General features: G+C 47.9%; 16 protein-coding genes. 2 read left to right on the top strand and 14 right to left on the bottom strand.

Features of this window, described 5'->3' with window-relative positions; translation table 11 throughout:
• Positions 1-73 precede the first annotated feature (73 nt).
• The 9 genes from BRW63_RS21255 to ppsA form a co-directional block, all read right to left on the bottom strand.
• Entirely contained in the window at positions 74-394 is a 321-nt protein-coding gene (locus BRW63_RS21255; protein WP_073074412.1) for a hypothetical protein, read from the bottom strand.
• A 162-nt stretch (positions 395-556) separates the two neighbouring features.
• Positions 557-3,157 (bottom strand): phospholipid carrier-dependent glycosyltransferase, encoded by a 2,601-nt coding sequence (locus BRW63_RS21250; protein ID WP_073074411.1) that lies wholly within the window; start codon positions 3,155-3,157, stop codon positions 557-559.
• 4 nt (positions 3,158-3,161) lie between these two features.
• Positions 3,162-3,599, bottom strand: coding sequence for a GNAT family N-acetyltransferase (locus BRW63_RS21245; protein WP_073074410.1), 438 nt, complete (start codon positions 3,597-3,599; stop codon positions 3,162-3,164).
• A 124-nt stretch (positions 3,600-3,723) separates the two neighbouring features.
• Positions 3,724-5,343: a CocE/NonD family hydrolase gene (locus BRW63_RS21240; RefSeq protein ID WP_317615839.1), complete on the bottom strand. Its 1,620-nt coding sequence runs from the start codon at positions 5,341-5,343 to the stop codon at positions 3,724-3,726.
• Between the two features lies 1 nt (position 5,344).
• Complete coding sequence (locus BRW63_RS21235) at positions 5,345-5,806, bottom strand: cupin domain-containing protein (RefSeq protein ID WP_073074408.1); 462 nt, start codon at positions 5,804-5,806, stop codon at positions 5,345-5,347.
• Between the two features lie 118 nt (positions 5,807-5,924).
• On the bottom strand, positions 5,925-6,695 hold the full coding sequence (locus BRW63_RS21230; protein WP_073074407.1) for a cysteine hydrolase family protein: 771 nt from the start codon (positions 6,693-6,695) through the stop codon (positions 5,925-5,927).
• A gap of 207 nt (positions 6,696-6,902) precedes the next feature.
• Positions 6,903-7,160: a peptidoglycan-binding domain-containing protein gene (locus BRW63_RS21225; protein WP_073074406.1), complete on the bottom strand. Its 258-nt coding sequence runs from the start codon at positions 7,158-7,160 to the stop codon at positions 6,903-6,905.
• A 35-nt stretch (positions 7,161-7,195) separates the two neighbouring features.
• The gene (locus BRW63_RS21220) at positions 7,196-7,381 is read right to left on the bottom strand and encodes a DUF1816 domain-containing protein (RefSeq protein ID WP_073074405.1); all 186 of its coding nucleotides are present in this window, start codon (positions 7,379-7,381) and stop codon (positions 7,196-7,198) included.
• 265 nt (positions 7,382-7,646) lie between these two features.
• Positions 7,647-10,085, bottom strand: coding sequence for a phosphoenolpyruvate synthase (gene ppsA, locus BRW63_RS21215; RefSeq protein ID WP_073074404.1), 2,439 nt, complete (start codon positions 10,083-10,085; stop codon positions 7,647-7,649).
• Between the two features lie 349 nt (positions 10,086-10,434).
• Between ppsA and BRW63_RS21210 the strand changes: the two genes are divergently transcribed.
• Both BRW63_RS21210 and BRW63_RS21205 read left to right on the top strand, forming a co-directional pair.
• Entirely contained in the window at positions 10,435-11,187 is a 753-nt protein-coding gene (locus BRW63_RS21210) for a DUF305 domain-containing protein (protein WP_073074403.1), read from the top strand.
• A gap of 5 nt (positions 11,188-11,192) precedes the next feature.
• Entirely contained in the window at positions 11,193-11,609 is a 417-nt protein-coding gene (locus BRW63_RS21205; protein WP_073074402.1) for a hypothetical protein, read from the top strand.
• A 432-nt stretch (positions 11,610-12,041) separates the two neighbouring features.
• Here the strand turns inward: BRW63_RS21205 and hypE are convergent, their stop codons facing one another.
• The 5 genes from hypE to BRW63_RS21180 all read right to left on the bottom strand — a co-directional run bounded on the left by hypE (position 12,042) and on the right by BRW63_RS21180 (position 17,745).
• Complete coding sequence (gene hypE, locus BRW63_RS21200; protein WP_073074401.1) at positions 12,042-13,121, bottom strand: hydrogenase expression/formation protein HypE; 1,080 nt, start codon at positions 13,119-13,121, stop codon at positions 12,042-12,044.
• A gap of 8 nt (positions 13,122-13,129) precedes the next feature.
• Positions 13,130-14,212 (bottom strand): hydrogenase formation protein HypD, encoded by a 1,083-nt coding sequence (hypD, locus tag BRW63_RS21195; RefSeq protein ID WP_073074400.1) that lies wholly within the window; start codon positions 14,210-14,212, stop codon positions 13,130-13,132.
• A 71-nt stretch (positions 14,213-14,283) separates the two neighbouring features.
• On the bottom strand, positions 14,284-14,790 hold the full coding sequence (locus BRW63_RS21190; protein WP_073074399.1) for a hypothetical protein: 507 nt from the start codon (positions 14,788-14,790) through the stop codon (positions 14,284-14,286).
• A gap of 59 nt (positions 14,791-14,849) precedes the next feature.
• Positions 14,850-15,845, bottom strand: coding sequence for a dihydroorotate dehydrogenase-like protein (locus BRW63_RS21185; protein WP_073074398.1), 996 nt, complete (start codon positions 15,843-15,845; stop codon positions 14,850-14,852).
• A gap of 1 nt (position 15,846) precedes the next feature.
• The gene (locus tag BRW63_RS21180) at positions 15,847-17,745 is read right to left on the bottom strand and encodes a 4Fe-4S double cluster binding domain-containing protein (protein ID WP_262983562.1); all 1,899 of its coding nucleotides are present in this window, start codon (positions 17,743-17,745) and stop codon (positions 15,847-15,849) included.
• Positions 17,746-17,865 lie beyond the last annotated feature (120 nt).

Raw genomic sequence — 17,865 nt, 5'->3', positions numbered from 1 at the left:
CATAGAAGTTTGTGTCATAACCTTGCTCAACGATCACAGTGAAGATTTTCATAAACTGACTATATTTACTTAACTAGACAACTTTAAGTTTTGCCAAGATTTCTAAGCGTTTAAGGTAATTTTTCATGTGTTCGGCACTTTCAGTCGGAACACAACTATCATTGTATAAATAAATATTATCCATACTTGAATCACCTTTGTAAGAAAGCTTTGCCGCTGTTGCTGAACCTATCCCTTTCAATTCAACACAAATAGGATAGTCCTCATACTTGACATTTTCTCTATTTTTGAAGCCAATCGGCTTATATTCTCTGTTAAGCACCACGTATCGTCCATCATCTTGCTTTTTTAAACAGTAAGGAAGAAATACTTCTCTAAAGTCATTGAGTGCCATAAAAGATTTCTCTATGCTAGAAGTTCAAATCACTATAACAAGATGCTAGAGCAGCGAACAAAGTCTTTTTGCTTCGTTTATGCTTGGTTTATCATCGCTCAACTCTGCCGCTAGTCCTATTTCTGTCTTTGAGACAACTCTGCCCAGGATTAGTCTACCTATCTAACCCTTTTGAAACGTCCTCGCTTCCTGCCCCGCTTGAACTAGATTGCCCTGCATGAGAGCAGCAACTCCATTGAGGGCGTGTAGTTCTGGTAGGTTTGGGTTGAGTGCCAACGCCGATCGCAAAGCAGTTTGAGCCGCTTTAGGTCGAAAGTCATAGAGATTGACAAACGCCAGATAGGCATAAGCATAGGGGTTTTTGGAGTCTAATTGAGTGACTCGCTCAAAGGCAACGATCGCGCGATCGACCTGCCGAGTCAACACTGTTGCCAGTGCCAGATTATAGGCAAACTCAAGGTTTTTAGGCTCTTGCTGAAGTCGATAGGCTAACGTTTGACGCGCTTGCACTGCATAGCTTTGAGTAGGGTCATATTGATTGATGCTGCCGATTTGCTCAAAAACCCCAGGGAGCGCACTGACTCCTTTGGGGATCAGGGCAGACAGCGATCGTAGCCTTGTCACAAAATCAACCTGCGCGTCTGCAATGGCGATCGCATCAGCATTAATCTTTAACCGCACTTCTGGCACCGGAATTCTATAAGTTTCGCCTGTTTTAGAGTTGAGGTAGGTTGCCGTTAGGGTATAGCTTCCTGCGGCATTAGCAGGCGGCAACATGGCGAGTCGTTCGATGATCTGAAATTGAGCATTGTCTTTGCCCGCCTTGGGTTGCAGCATTCCTAACGCGATCGCGTGGTCATGCAGCCAGCGATTTCCGGCTTTAGTTCCATCTGTTCGACTCCAGGTAAGTAACACTAAGCCTGATTTCAACTCTTTCCAAGAGCCTGACCAGCGATAAGTGACGGGTAAAGGTTGTCCGGGTGCCGCTTGATTGGGCACTCGCACCTGCTCTAACCGTACAGGTTGTCCACCTTTAGTCTCAAGCGGTTGAACTTGCAGCGTCGGAACCTGACGATGATAGAGATAAAGCGTGCTGCGATCGGGAAGTGACCAGGTTTTTTTTAACTGAAGATCTGAGCTTTGAACGATCGTCTTCTCTAATGCAGTTAGAGCCGATGATTGGCGAATAGAACCTTGATCGCCACTTTTCGTCACAAACCAGGACAGCGATCGGGCATCTTGTTCAACTTGCTTGAGTCTTGTGCCAACTTGCCGCCCATAAACCTGAAAGTTTTGCAGCACTCCGAAATAGTTGAGGTTGTGTTGATTGAAGCTCGGTAAAGAAGGGAGTACGCCTACTGTGCTGCGGAGATAGGGATCGGTGCGAATCACTTCATCAATTACGTCTTCGTGATGCCAGTCTGCTGCCAGTGTTGCGTGATGAGAGTAAGTGCTTGACCAGAATCTAGGAACAAACTCGATCGGCATTAAGTTAAACACCATGATCAGAGTTGACAACCCAACAGCGCCCCAGCGCAAGCCACGTAAGCGATCGGGAAATAGCACCAATCCCTGTGCTAACACTACCGCTAGCACAGGCAACAAAGGCGTGATGTAGCGATCGTCTTTGTTGACGTTGAGCGAACTCAATAAATAACCGCCCGCTAAAAACACTGCAAGCCACCCTAACGATCGCCACCAACGGCGATAAATGGCTTGTCGATAGCCTCTTTTTCGCAATCCGCCGTAGTCTATTTTCTGTCGCAGCCGACCGCCTGAGATAAACCATTCACCTAAAATCACCGATCGCTTCCAATAGAGCAATAGCCCTACTAGCCCCGCGATCAGCAATGGATAAGACACGAGAGACGGCAACAGTTTGAGATAAAAAATCCAGGCAGCTAACGTGTTGAGGGGCGGATCTCCTTCCACAATGGCTGAATCGATCGTGGCGCGTTTACTAGAGGTTAAAACCAGCAGCCAATTGAGGCGATACCACGGGAGGCAGATGGTCAGCGCGATCGTCAAACTCAGCAGCAGTTGAGCCAGTTTTATCCACGCTTTTTGCCAGAGAAATGTGAATAATAACCAGGCGATCGGCACGGCTAAAAATAATAGAGCGGTTTGTTTCGTTAAGAGCGACAGCCCAAAAGCAATGCCAAAAGCGATCGACCAAATCCAGGGATAACTTGCAGGATGCAGCGTTAATCCATGAAAAGAAGGATGATTTTGAGATTTGCTCAGAGATTCACCCTTGCTAACTGCCCACATCGTTAAGGTGAAAATGCTTAAAGTCACCATAGCGACTAATGGGTAGTCGAGCAGAAAGTCTAAGCGAATTCTATAAAGTTCTGGAAACAGCAGGCAAATAGCGGCTGCCCATAGACCGACTTGGACATCAAACAACCGTGCCCCTAGCCCATAAACAGAGCCGAGCAGAATCGCGCTATAAAGCAGATTGACGATCGTAGACTGTTCGACTCCTGTGCCAAAGATCGATAAAAACGGCACGGTCGAAATGTAGACTAAAGGCGGAATTTTAGACGACAGCATCCAAAACTCTGCCCACCAGCTTTGAGAAAACCACTGAGGAGATTGCAGCGCGCGCCAATAGTTCATCGCGCCCGTGAGATAGTCAGCTTGATCCCAGCCGGGAATGGATTGGTCGATCGCAAACCAGACTCGATCGATCACGGCTCCGGTGAGCCAGATCAGTCCTAAAATCGGCAATCCTTTAATCCAGTCTGGTTTTGTCGCGCCCACTAATTCATCCCAATCGTTTGCTCATTTTAAAGTGAGGAATTCCGGCTTCTTCAAACCGATCGCCTTCAGCCTCAAACCCCAATGCCTGATAGAACTCTTTTACAGGTTCTTGGGCATGAATACGGATTTCTGAAATGTTTTTTTCACCTAAAAACTTGAGAGCGGTCTGCATGATCTGTTGACCGACTCCTTGTTTTCTGGCATCCGATAGCACTGCAAGACGTTCTAACTTTGCCGTAGATTGACTTAAAAAGCGAATTCGAGCCGTTCCGACGGGGCGATCGTCTAGAGACGCTAAAAACTGAACGGCTTCGTCATCCCGTCCGTCAAATTCTAAGGCTTCCTCAACGCCTTGCTCCTGCTGAAACACGGCGCGGCGAATTGCCCGAATGGGTGCCCAATCATCTGGCAGGTGGGCAATTTTGACGCTGAGTTGCTTCATCGAAATCGACTCCGATCGAATGGGTTTCTTGGCACAAAATCACTAATCCTCTAGTGTGACAACCTCTCAATAGTGTGTCAGCATCCGTGATTTCTGCCAATCGTAGTCGAATTTAGTGTCCCTATTAGGTTGAGATCGGCAATAAGACGCAAGAATCTTCAGTTTGCAGGGTGAGCGTGATGATTTGAGCTGCGATCGCTTTTGCCTCTCCTGGCGTGGCTCCGGTTCCCCCATTCACCGGGTAGGCAGGAAAACAGGCGGCACTCAAGCTGAGTCGAATTGCACTCCCTTTAGCAATCTGAATGCAAATAGGCTGAAGAACAATCTGCAATGGCTCGGTCACTTCGCTAGAGTTGACGCGTCGATAGCCTTGAGTGACGTTATAAACTCCGCCGTTCGGACGAACTTCAGACAGCACCGCAGATAAGTCAAAGCTGGGCATATCGGCGCTGCAATAGAGCGTGACGATCGCTTGTCCGATCACCTGCAACCCGTCATCAAAAGGCGCAGAAGTGTAGGTGAGAACATCACTTCGGCAATCAAGAGAGGCGCGATCGAACGAGCCAGACGGCGCAGACGCATGACCACCCAACGCCGGAACAGGTCGCCAAGGATCATGAACCAGTTGATCAAAGGCAGAATAATCACCCGGAGTCGAAGTTAACGAACCGTCAGCGTCCGTAAGTCCAGCCAGCCCGGTGCTGGTGAGATAGTAGGGAGTCTTAGCGTCAGTGGGAAAGCGATCGAACGATCGCCACTGGTTGCTTCCGAGTTCAAATAATTTAACGGAGGGTTCGTTCAGGAGTTCGGTGTCAATGCCTTTAAGAAATTGGTCAAACCAGCGAATTTGAGCGCGATCGCACAAGCTTGCCGCCTCTGATCCATAATCCACTGAACCTACTTTGCGACCCCAGGGCAAATGTGCCCAGGCTCCGACTAACAAATGCTGAGGATGTTGGCTACGCGCTGCCGTTGCATTGTAGAGATTTAATGTGCCGCGCATAAAGGGGTCGAACCAACCGCCAATATGCAGCATTGGCAGATCAAACGCTTCGACATAAGTTTTGGGAGATAGTCTCTGCCAATAAGGATCAGATGGGGGACGATCGAGCCAATCGTGATAAAATGAATCTGCTGCCAACTCACTCATAATCGCGGGACGAGCCGGAACAGGATCGTGCAGCGGCAAGTTTCTCGCGGCATCAGAAAGCGCTAAAAATGTCGCTTCGTCTGCTTTGAGTCGTGCCGTTTCTGCCGCAACTTGGATCGCCCATCCTAAATTTGCTTGCAGACAAAACGCCCCGCCCTCATAAGCCCAATCGTGATAGAGGTCATAGCCCAACATCGCGGGGCACAACGCCTTGAGCGCAACGGGACGTTTCACCGCCGCATAGAGTTGAGTCATGCCCTGATAGGAAAACCCATACATTCCCACCACGCCACTGCTCTGAGGAAGCGCTGCCGCCCAATTCACCGTGTCGTAGCCATCTTCGATCTCATCTTCAAACAGCCAAAATTCTCCTTCAGAAGTGCCGCGACCCCGCACATCTTGAATGACCACAATGTAGCCGTGAGCCGCATACCAGATCGGGTGAGCATACACGATCGTAGACGCGATCGCCCGCCCATAAGGTTGCCGCATCAGCAGCACCGGAAACGGGCCAACTGCATCGGGATAGTAAACATCTGCATCCAAACGCACGCGATCGCGCGTCTGCATCGAATGCGTCTGCTTAGGCAACACTTTAAACATGAGAAAGTTTGGGAACGGGAGTGCGCCGCAAAACTGCCATATCTTCTTCGTCTAGCTCAACCCGAACGCCACTGCGAATCAGTTCGGCAAAGTCTTCGTTTGGCACCATAAAACACAGAGCATAAAGTCGCTCAGAGCCAGTGTTTTTGACTTGGTGAATGCCCGTCGGCGGAACGAGAAGACTGTCACCCGCCTGAATCGGCACTTCTTTGCCATCACAAATGGCGATGCCTTGCCCTTTGAGGACAAAAAACATCTCGATCGCCATTTGATGACGATTAGGCGGCGTTTTTCCACCAACATCAAAAATTTCCACACAGAATGTCATCGAAAAATTGGCGATCGCGGGGTCAAACACGATCGCCAACCGATTTGAATCTTGAGGGCTAATGCGATAAGCCTGATAATCTTGCGGAGATTTGACTACAGCGATTACACAACTGTCTTCGAGCATGAGAGTCTCCTCTAAGAGTGGCGAATAGTCTGATCTCAGCCTCTTATATTTAACTTGTTTGCCAATTCTGATACAATCCGCCCGAATGTTGAGGTAAGGACATGGCAGTGTCGTGCCCCTATTTTGCGATCGCACTCAAAATCGCCTCAGATTCGGTGACAAACCCAAAGCATTGTTTGACGTTATACAAGGTAGCTTGCCAACAAAAATCAGGCGAAGTCGTGGCAGTGCAGTCTTTGATTAAACAACAGTCATAGCCTAAAAAGTTCGCGTCTTGTAAGGTTGTCATGACGCACTGATCAGCATTTACCCCTGCAAAAAAGAGCGTCGTTTTGCCCAAGTTGCGGAGAATGCTATCGAGTGGCGTGTCCCAAAAGCCACTCATACGATACTTATTCACACAGACATCTTCGGGCGCTTGGGTTAGCTCATCGACGACAGCGGCTCCCCAACTTCCTGCCATCAGCACTGGCGCTTGATTGCGAGGTAATGGATCACCCAACCCAATGCCCGACCCAGTGGGATTGTAGACGTGAAGAGCCGCCGCACTAATGTTGAGCAAATCAGGACGATTGCCCCAGTTGACCCAAATTACAGGCACTTGCTGACTTCGCAGCCCTGGTAAGAATCGTTGGAGTGGCGCGATCGGAGTTCTGGCTGGGGTGACATCGACCCCAATGTGCGCCAACCAGCCATCCGCATGACAAAAATCGTTCTGCATATCGATCACCAGAATTGCGGCTTTGGCTAGATCAAGGCGCAGCGTTTTGGTGTCTGTGGCGATCGCGATCGGCTTTGGCTCTAAAGGCGGTCGGGTAATATCGGCGGTGGCTGCATCGACTGCCCAAGCGTTGGGGGCAACTCCTAGAGTTTTTAGAGATAGCTTCATTGGGCAATAGATTAGGTATTAGATTCCTTACCCCGATCAACATCTAATATCACTATTTTTCCAAAGATTCAATGGTTAAAGTTGAAAGAGCTAGAGAAACTCTTTTATAAAGATGCTGGAAAAGTGTTTGATTTCTTGATTGAGTTGATGAATTACGATGCGAAATGTATGAGTTCTAGTTGAAGCAATGACGGAGCGATCGTCAAGTTAACAAACATGATCTAGGGCTTGCCAAGTTTCTAAATCAACGCTGCCCGTCAGCGACAGTTCTTGAGAAAATTGAAATCTGTAAACTGCGGTGTGGGTGCGACTGCCGAAGCTGCCATCGATCGCCCCTGGATTAAAGCCTCGCTGTTGCAAGCTATACTGCAAGTCAATGACATCAGTTCCAGTTGAGCCTTGCCGCAAAAAAGCGATCGGGCAGCTACTAGGGGGTGCAGTGTAACGGCGCACTGAGTTTGACATGATAGCTCTCTAATTAAAAAGTTGTTAGGCTAACGCTACTTGATCAAGGCAACAATGTCTCTCGCTTCGTTGTTATACAGAGCTTCAATATGTGCGCCTCTAGAAGTCTTCGCCTCTTCTCGACTGTTGAAGGGGGCCAGGTAATAAATTTTCTGGGGAAAAGAGGTGTAGACTTCTACCCACCAAGATAACGTAGATTGATGCGGCGACAACGAGTTCATCGGAGATACCTGTAGTTTCTAAGCCTGGTTCAAAGCGATCGAGTTTGAAAGACTTCTGTGATGCAAAGAATACAAGAGAGAACTTTCCGCTTGTCTATCTTCTAATTCAAAAACGACTTCAGGAGATGATGGAGCGCAAAAACCGCTACTATGTCGAATCGATCCAAACCATTACCCCCCAGGATGTTTTTCCAGGAGTCGTTGAGCTATTGGAATGTGAAGCTGCAACAAGAAATTAACAAACGAGTGGTGTAAAACTCTCCAATTAGATTTCACCTGCTTCAACCGCCGCAATTTCCAGCAGTGTTTTGAGGACAGAATCTGGGTTGAGGCTGATAGAATCAATGCCGTGCTCAACTAGGAAGCGAGCAAACTCAGGATAGTCGCTGGGAGCTTGACCACAAATACCAATTTTGCGATCGCATCGTTTTGCAGTGACGATCGCTTGCTGAATCATGCGTTTCACAGCGTTATTCCGTTCATCAAACAAATGGGCAACGAGGGATGAATCGCGATCGAGTCCGAGCGTTAACTGCGTCAGATCATTCGAGCCGATGGAAAACCCATCAAAGACTTGGCTGAACTCATCTGCTAGCATCACATTACTGGGTAACTCGCACATGACATAGACTTTTAGACCGTTTTCACCTCGCGTCAGACTATGTTTTGCCATCTCAGCCAACACACATTTTCCTTCTTCAGGTGTGCGGCAGAAAGGGATCATCAAAATCACGTTGGTTAAACCCATCTCATCCCGCACGCGCTTCATGGCGTAACATTCCAGGGCAAAGCCATCTCGATAGCGATCGTCATAGTAACGAGATGCTCCACGCCAGCCCATCATCGGGTTCTCTTCATGCGGCTCAAACTGCCTGCCACCGATCAGATTGGCGTATTCGTTGCTTTTAAAGTCAGACATCCGAACAATGACAGGTTTGGGATAAAAGGCAGCGGCGATCATGCCCATACCCTGTGCTAATTTGTCTACAAAGAATTGCGCTTTATCCTCATACTGAGACGTTAACTCAGTAATCTTGTCTCGATCAGGTTCATTCTCTAACTGATCAAAGTACAACAGTGCCAGTGGATGCACCTGAATTTGATTCGCAATGATAAATTCCATGCGGGCTAAGCCAACGCCATCACTCGGGATCGCAGAGAGACCAAAGGCTTCCTCAGGATTACCCACATTCATCAGAATTTGGGTGCGGGTGCGGGGTAATGTTTCCAAGGGGATTTCCTTGACACTGAAGGATAATAAGCCCTCGTAAACTCGCCCTTCTTCACCCTCAGCACAAGAAACGGTAAGCGCCTGTCCCGGTTGCAAAACAGTGGTCGCGTTGCCACACCCGACGATCGCCGGAATGCCCATTTCTCTGGCAATAATGGCAGCATGGCAGGTACGCCCGCCCTGATTGGTGACGATTGCACTGGCTCGTTTCATAATCGGTTCCCAATCCGGGTCAGTCCGGTTTGTCACCAATACTTCACCCGCTTGAAATTGATCAATGTTGTGGCTATCCAGAATGACTCTGGCTTTGCCCTGACCAATCATTTCACCGACCGCACGTCCCTTCACTAAAGCGCTGCCTTTTTCTTTCAGTTCGTAGCTCCGCAGAACGTTTTGCATCTTCTGCGATTGCACTGTTTCTGGACGGGCTTGCACAATAAAGAGATCATTCGTGATGCCATCTTTTGCCCATTCAATGTCCATTGGTGTGTAGAGACCACGAACGGTGGAGTAGTGGTCTTCAATCTCACAGGCCCACCGTGCCAGGGTCAAAATCTCATCATCGCTAATGGCAAATTGCCGTCGCTGTTCTAGCGGTACGGGAACATTCTTGGTGAACTTAGAGCCGCCCACGTCATAAATCATTTTGATTTCTTTGCTGCCCAGCCGCTTCTCTAAAATGGGTCGGAATCCCTGCTTCAGTGTTGGTTTGAACACTAAATATTCATCGGGATTGACAGCACCCTGCACCACGGTTTCACCTAAGCCGTAGGCAGCGGTAATCAAAGCCGCATCTTTGAAGCCTGTTTCGGTGTCGATCGAAAACATCACGCCTGAAGTTGCCAGATCAGAGCGCACCATCTTTTGCACACCGACTGAAAGGGCGACATTAAAGTGATCGAAACCCTTGGTTTGCCGATAGGAAATGGCGCGATCGGTAAAAATCGAGGCAAAACACTTATGACAGGCTTCTAATACGCTGTTGCTGCCATGCACATTCAAATAGGTTTCCTGCTGTCCAGCAAAGCTAGCATCGGGCAAGTCTTCTGCCGTAGCGCTAGAACGCACTGCCACGTCTGTATCCGCACCATAACATTCACACAACGTTTGATAGCCCTGGATAATGGCGGCTTGCAACTCATCGGAAAACGGTGTTTGAAGGATGAGCGATCGTGCCTGCTGTCCCACCTGCTGTAGACTCGGCATGTCCTCAACATCCAGAGCTGCAAAGAGGTGGCGGAGCTTTTCTTCTAGTCCTGCAACCTTAATAAAGTGACGGTAGGCATAAGCCGTTGTCGCAAAGCCATCAGGAACGTTAATGCCTTTCGGAGAGAGTTGTTGCAGCATTTCTCCCAGGGATGCATTTTTGCCGCCCACGATCGGGATATCTGTAATGCCAACATCCCTTAGAGGTAATACAAATGCTTGTGCCTTTCCGTACAGAGATGATTGGGCAATTGTTGTTTGCACCATAAAATTTTTTCTCCAACTATTAAGAGCATTAATGGAGTGTTGAAGAGTGTTGGATATTGCCTTTATAGCGGTTCCCGCATGAATGAAGTACATCAGATCCTTACTGCACAGGCATTATAGATGCGATGCCGTACCTCACTCTAGTGAAAACTGCTATATCTCTGAAGCTCCATCCCTTGATTATAAAAAAAGAGTCTGAGGAACTTGTGAGTATGGGCGATCGCACCCAAGTAATGCTGCAAATATAAAAATATGTAACTGCAAAACAGGGCTAACCACTTTCTCCTCACAGGTTCCTCAAATTTGAGCGCTAGGCTGAAATTGGATAGATTGAAAGGGAGTCAGCAGCATGAAAGCGAACAAACTTAGCCATCAGAAACCACTCTTGTATGGTCTGATCGGATTGACTATGGGTGCAGTTTTGGCATCACTGATTGTTTATAACGTCAGACCCAAACCGCCATCTTCTGTGAATTCGTCCACTGTTCCAGGAAATATATCAGCTAGAGAAGTCATTTCTCCCCAAAGTTCTCCGACCAGCGCTCCAACATCTATTCCTCGAATGCCAGGGATGATGGCTCAAGCAGATCAACACTTCATTGTGATGATGATTCCTCATCATGAAGACGCAGTGGCAATGGCAGATTTAGCGCTCAGTCGGGCACAGCATCCTGAACTCAAAGCGCTGGCTAAAGCCATTAAAACTACACAAACGCAGGAAATCCAGCAGATGCAAGCCTGGTATAAACAGTGGTACGGTGCAGATGTTCCTGCTTGGTCTGCTGGAATGGGAATGGGGATGATGCGGCGTAATGGAGTAGCATCACCCTCCCAACGACCTGGAATGATGGGTAGAGGACAGGTGGGCAAGGGATCGATGGGTACAGATCTCAATGCTTTAGAGAACGCTGCGGACTTTGATCGGGAATTCATTGTGCAAATGATTCCTCATCATCAGATGGCAATCATGATGTCTACGATGGTGGCGAATAGTGCGAAGCATCCTGAAATTCGTGCTCTGGCTCAATCGATCGCTCGCAGTCAAAGTGCTGAGATCGAACAAATGCAGCAATGGTATCAAACCTGGTATCCACAAAGGTGAAAGTAATGATAGTCTGGCTCAAAGGGGTTGTCGTTTGGTTTGTGATCATCCTTGCCGAAACGCTACATGGCACGGCTCGAACGTTATGGCTTGCGCCCCTAATTGGCGATCTCCCAGCTCGTCAAGTCTCGTTTTTTACAGGTGTTGTTTTGATATTAGCCATCGCTACTCTCTTTGTGCCATGGCTTCAGGCATCACGGTCTCAATTGTTAAAAATTGGCGTGTTGTGGGCGGTCTTAACCCTGGCATTTGAGGTTGGCTTAGGACGATTAATTTTAGGCTATTCCTGGGAACGGATTCTGTCTGACTATAATTTGTCTCAGGGTGGCTTAATGGTAATCGGACTTGTTATTCTCACCTTTGCGCCGCTAATTGCTGCGAAGCTACGCAATACCTTAACCAATCGAAAACAGAACGCCTAGATAAACATCGCTGGGATGATGGGAGGTCTTCGTAATCAAAGGTATTTTGATTAGTATTGGGATTCTACTTGCAGCGTTTATGTTGCTTTGCTCAGAAGTATATCAGAACTATCGCTTCGTTTGTAAGAAATTGGTTATTTTTTGCCTGTCTTGCTTGTTCTCCAGCGATGGTGAAGACCACAAACAAGACGGCAAAAAATAACCCTGGCTTTCATCCCACACCATACGCTTCGTTGGTGTGGGGATTCCCGCCGAACTAGCTAACGCCCGTTTTAGTTCACGCGAATCAGGGTTACTCTGGATGAATTCAGTGAGTTCGTTCATGGATAAATTGACAGCACTAACTGGAGAATGTAAAGCAGTTTATCACTTTCGCCCGCTTTCACAAATCATTTAGGATTGCTATATCCTTAAAAGAGAAAGCTGTGTGCCTCAGCAGATGCGGGGTAGTTGTTCACCGCTTAACATATCGACGATGCGTTGAACACCAATTTTACTGGTCATTTTCACAATGCCTGATGACTTTTCTGTGACATAACCAATGATGCATGGATTGATGTCTGATAGGTTTGAGTTTTCTTTTTCAATCTTATGTGAACGCATGATTCCTAAAGCCTGTTCAGCGTCTTTTGTGGGTATAAAAGCAACGAATCGTCCTTCGTTGGCAACATAAAGCGGGTCAAAGCCCAAAATTTCGCAGGCACCTTGAACATCTTCGCGGACGGGGATTTGGGTTTCCACGATCGCAATTTCCATCCCTGCGACTTCAGCAATTTCATTCAGCGCACTGGCTAACCCACCACGGGTCAAATCTCTCATGCAGTGGATTTCAATTCCGGCTGCTAGAAGCTGAAGCACTAAATCGGCAAGGGGGGCAGAATCGCTCTCGATCGTGGTTTCAAACTCTAGCCCTTCACGAACCGCCATAATAGCAATGCCGTGTCGTCCAATATCGCCATTTAAGATCACAACATCACCGGGCTGAACGCTCTGAGGTGCAATGATTTGGGGATATTCAATGATGCCAATGCCAGCCGTGTTGACAAAAATACCGTCGCCCTTACCGTTATCTACAACCTTTGTATCACCTGTGACGATCTGCACATTCGCGGCTTGAGCGGCTTGCTGCATCGACTGTACAATTCGCCATAGCGTTTCCATTGGCAACCCCTCTTCCAAAATGAAGCCAGCACTCAGATAAAGGGGACGCGCCCCGACCATTGCCAAATCATTCACCGTACCATTCACTGCCAGAGAGCCAATATCGCCACCGGGAAAGAACAAGGGACGAACCACATAAGAATCTGTTGTGAAGGCTAAGTTTTGACCATTGAGGGCGATCGCCGCCGCATCCTGCCGGACATTCAGTGTTGCATTGCTAAACGCTGGTACAAACATTTGTTCAATTAACTGATGCATCAACTTGCCGCCACCTCCATGTGCTAGCAAAACTGTTGGATATTGCTGAATCGGAATGGGGCAGGACAGCGTAAAGTTGGGGTTCATGCTCATAGTCAATATCAGGGGCGGTAGCGATAATAAGCGGCACAGGCTCCTTCAGAAGATACCATCGGCGCACCGAGGGGATGTTCGGGTGTGCAACGAGTGCCAAAGGCGGAACATTCGTGCGGTTTCTTCACGCCCTGGAGAATCAATCCACTGATACATTCGGTGGCTTCTGTCGCGGTGTCAGTGGAGAGGTTAAACCGCTTGAGTGCGTCAAAGTCAGCATAGGCATCCTGCAATCCCAAGCCACTGTAAGGAATTTCACCAATGCCGCGCCATTGCCGGGGCACGATCGCAAACACATCGCGCATCAGTTTTTGAGCCACCTCATTTCCCGATGGGCGCACAGAACGGGCATATTGATTTTCGACCTGTGCCTGTCCGTGTTCTAGCTGCTGGATGCACAGATACAAGCCCTGGAGAATATCTACGGGTTCAAACCCTGTCACCACAATGGGAACCTGATAGGTCTGGGCGATCGCCTCATACTCGCCGTAGCCCATTACTGTACAAACATGTCCTGCGGCTAAAAAGCCCTGTACTTTGTTCTGAGGTGAGGACAGGATCGCTGCCATTGCGGGGGGAACCAGAACATGAGAGACGAGTAGGGAAATATTTTGAATACCTTGCTGGTGTGCTTGATAAACCAACATCGCAGTTGCAGGAGCAGTGGTTTCAAACCCAACGGCAAAAAATACGATTTGTTTTGTGGGATTTGCCTGAGCGATGTTGATCGTATCTAGAGGGGAATACACAATCCGAATATCACCCCCTTTGGCTTTAACCGTGAGTAAATCCGCATGGCTACCGGGTACGCGCAGCATATCGCCAAAAGAACAGAAGATGACATTAGGGAGGGATGCGATCGCAATTGCCTGATCAATCAACTCGATCGGCGTAACACAGACGGGACAACCGGGACCGTGAATCAGCGTAATCTCGTTTGGCAACAATTCGTCAACGCCAAATTTGACGATCGAGTGAGTCTGTCCGCCACAGATTTCCATGATCGTCCAGGGTTGCGTGGTGATCTGGGCGATCGCCCTTGCATACTGTTGGGCAGTGGCTGCATCCCGGTATTCATCGACGAATTTCATTGAGACCTCTTTACAGTGAAGGGGAATTCAAGGCTTTCTGTCAAAAGCATAAAGTAATCAAAATGATCTACTTATTTATTCTCTTCAATCTTCACTTTTGGGTCAATATGTAATTTATTTCTTTTTCTAATTGTGAATCTTTCCCATCCACTATAGCCATAAGTTTCGTCAAGTTTTTGCTTCACGATATCTAAAGTAGAGAGTAATTTCTCAGTCTTTTCTTGACAACGACTTTGTTCATACACTCGAACTCCATGAACTAATTTATTTCGCATCTCTGCCGATTGTTTAATCTGGCTCCATTCTCGTTCACCGATTACTTTGATTAGTGTCTTACCACTTGGCTCATAAAACTCCCAATATATTTTAATCGCTTCTAAACCATTGATTTTCCCAATCAATTTTTCAGCAACTTTACTGGTAAATCCAGCCGATACAATAATTTTTCTAAGAGTACGTCTTAACATTTTCTCTGTCGTAAATACAGAGGTGACCAAAGCTTCTGCATGATGCCCATGCTGCATTAGAGAGTTTATTCTATTTTTTGCCTCTTCATAGCCAAGCGTGATTGGATACATATCTTCGATTTTTATGAGTTGAATAAATCAAATTTAATAATACTCTTTTTTTGTAAAATTCAGAGCCGTTTATAAGTTTGGAGCGATCGCATATATTGAGCACGTTCAAACGCACTCGGATTTGGGCAATTTTGTTGACTCATGCTCCCTTGTAGTTGCTGAACTGATTCGTATTCGTATTGCTCCATCCACTCCCGCATTTCCTGTTCAATCACGCGAATCTGCTGAATACCGTGTTGCAACAGCACTGAGCAGAGCATAGTAATATTCGCGCCTGCCATTAACATTTTCAGCACATCCTGTCCGCTATGAATGCCGCTAGTGGCGGCTAAACTGGCGTTGACGTGACCGTAGAGAATCGCCATCCAACGGAGTGGCAACCGCATCGACTGTGGTGTACTCAAGAGCACATTTGGTTCTACTTCTAGTGTTTCTAAATTGATATCGGGCTGATAAAATCGATTGAATAAGACCAGTCCATTCGCACCTACCTGATCTAAACGCTGCGCCATATTTGCCAGGTTGGTGAAGTAGGGGCTGAGTTTGATCGCAACCGGAATCGTGACCGCTGCTTTTACCGATTGAAGAATGTCAATATAAGTCTGTTCAATTTGCGCTCCGGTCAGATTCATATCAGTTGGCACGTAATACACATTCAATTCCAGCGCATCGGCTCCTGCTTGTTCAATTTGCTTGGCGTAGTTTGTCCAACCACCCACAGAGGAACCATTCAAACTGGCAATGATCGGAATGTTGACCTTCTCCTTTGCCTTGCAAATATGGTCAAGATAAGTTTCTGAATCCACCCGAAAACTGCCCAATTCGGGGAAATAGGTGAGCGCTTCAGAAAAACTCTCAGTCCCGTAGGTCAAATGGTGGTGCAGTTCGTAGCGTTCCAGCCGCAACTGTTCCTCAAACAAGGAATGCATCACTACGGCAGCGGCTCCCGCATCTTCCATGAGTTGGATGTTGTCGATGTTTTCTGAAAGCGGGGACGAGGAGGGGACGAGGGGCGATCGCAACGTCAATCCCATATAGGTTGTAGTCAAATCCATTTCAGTCCTCCCTTGCAGTCTGGGTTGGTCGGGCAGCTAGATATTGATACATCTGCCAGCGCGTGTTGACATCCTGTTGCGCTTCCTCTAACAGGCGTTTTGCGGCTTCTGGCTGGCTTTTGGTCAACATCTTGAACCGATTTTCTAGATACATCGATCGCTCCAGGGGAATCTTGGGTGCATGGGAATCGAGTTGCAGTGGGTTGGCTCCCTGTTGGCGGCGATCGGGATGGTAGCGATAGAGCAGCCACCGCCCAGAATCAACTGCTGCTTTTTGATTCTGCATGGCGGTACTCATATCAATGCCGTGGGCGATGCAATGGCTGTAAGCAATGATCAGCGAGGGACCATCATACGCCTCGGCTTCCAGGAAGGCTTTGAGCGTGTGTTCATCTCTGGCTCCCATTGCTACACTGGCAACGTAGACATTGCCATAGGTCATGGCGATTAAACCCAGATCTTTTTTGGGTGCAGGTTTGCCGCCTGCTGCAAATTTGGCAACGGCTCCACGCGGGGTGGATTTGGACATCTGCCCGCCTGTGTTGGAGTACACTTCGGTATCCAAAACCAGAACATTGACATTTCGACCGCTTGCCAAAACGTGATCTAAGCCACCAAAGCCAATGTCATACGCCCAACCATCGCCACCAATAATCCAGACACTCTTTTTGACGAATAGATCAGCGAGGGATTTTAGGTTTTGGATTTTGGATTTTAGAGTGTTATCAGATATTTGCTCAAGCAGAGTTTGAATCCCTTCCTTGAGCAATGCCACGCGATCGCGCTGTTCGTAGATGTCGGCTTCATCGTGTTGAGTTGCATTCAGAATGGCATTCACTAATTCTTCTCCCAGTTCGGAGGCTAATTGCTGAAGCAGTTCACTAGCAAATTCGCGTTGTTTATCAATAGAGACGCGAAAACCTAGACCAAACTCAGCATTGTCTTCAAACAGGGAATTCGACCAGGCGGGGCCACGTCCTTCAGCGTTGTGAGTCCAGGGTGTGGTGGGTAAGTTGCCGCCGTAGATAGAAGAACAGCCTGTAGCGTTGGCAATCAGGGCGCGATCGCCAAACAATTGACTCACTAATTTGAGGTAAGGGGTTTCTCCACATCCGGCACAGGCTCCCGAAAACTCAAACAGCGGTTCTTGCATTTGCTGCTGACTGATTTTGTGGAGATTGAGCGATGGGCGATCGGGGTTGGGTAAATCCAAGAAAAAGTCCCAATTGCTGCGTTCTGACTCGCGCAGGGGTGGCTGTGGGTTCATATTGATTGCCTTCAAGCGCGGCTGCGATTTGTTCTTGGCAGGGCAAACATCGACACAAATGCCACAGCCTGTACAATCTTCTACAGCAACCTGAATTGTAAACTTCAACCCCTGCCAATCGTGATCTCTGGCGTTTGTATGTTTGAAGGTTTCTGGCGCAGTTTCCAATGCTTCTACGTCGTAGACTTTACTGCGAATCACACTATGAGGACAGACCATCACACACTTGCCACATTGCACACAAACATCGGTGTCCCACACTGGAATTTCTTGGGCAATATTGCGCTTTTCATACTTTGCCGTACCTGTAGGATAGGTGCCGTCTACAGGTAAAGCACTCACGGGAAGACGATCGCCACATCCCGCGATCATTTTGCCTAAAACTTCGCGCACAAACGGGGGTGCAGTATCCGCTACAGGGGGCTTGATTGAAGGTGTGGGGTGTGGAGTGTGGAGTGTAGTTTGGACATTCACTTCATGGAGGTTTTCCAGCGTTTGATCAACAGCATTCAGATTCATCTGGACGATTTCATCGCCTTTTTTGCGGTAGGTTTTTTCGATCGATCGTTTGATGTGGGCGATCGCGTCCTCTTTCTCCAAAACTCCAGACACCGCAAAGAAACAAACCTGCATCACAGGGGTGCGACCTTTATTTGATACCCTTAGAGCGCAATGGAAAAGCCATATTGATTCAGCTTGTTCCAGAATTGATCCCAACGGGTTGAGGTTAAGACTAACGCTCTCAAACTCAGA

The sequence above is a fragment of the Phormidesmis priestleyi ULC007 genome (assembly GCF_001895925.1).
Classification (GTDB): domain Bacteria; phylum Cyanobacteriota; class Cyanobacteriia; order Leptolyngbyales; family Leptolyngbyaceae; genus Phormidesmis_A; species Phormidesmis_A priestleyi_A.
The sequence above is the reverse complement of the archived record's forward strand: the minus strand, read 5'-3'. Positions and strand labels throughout refer to the sequence as shown.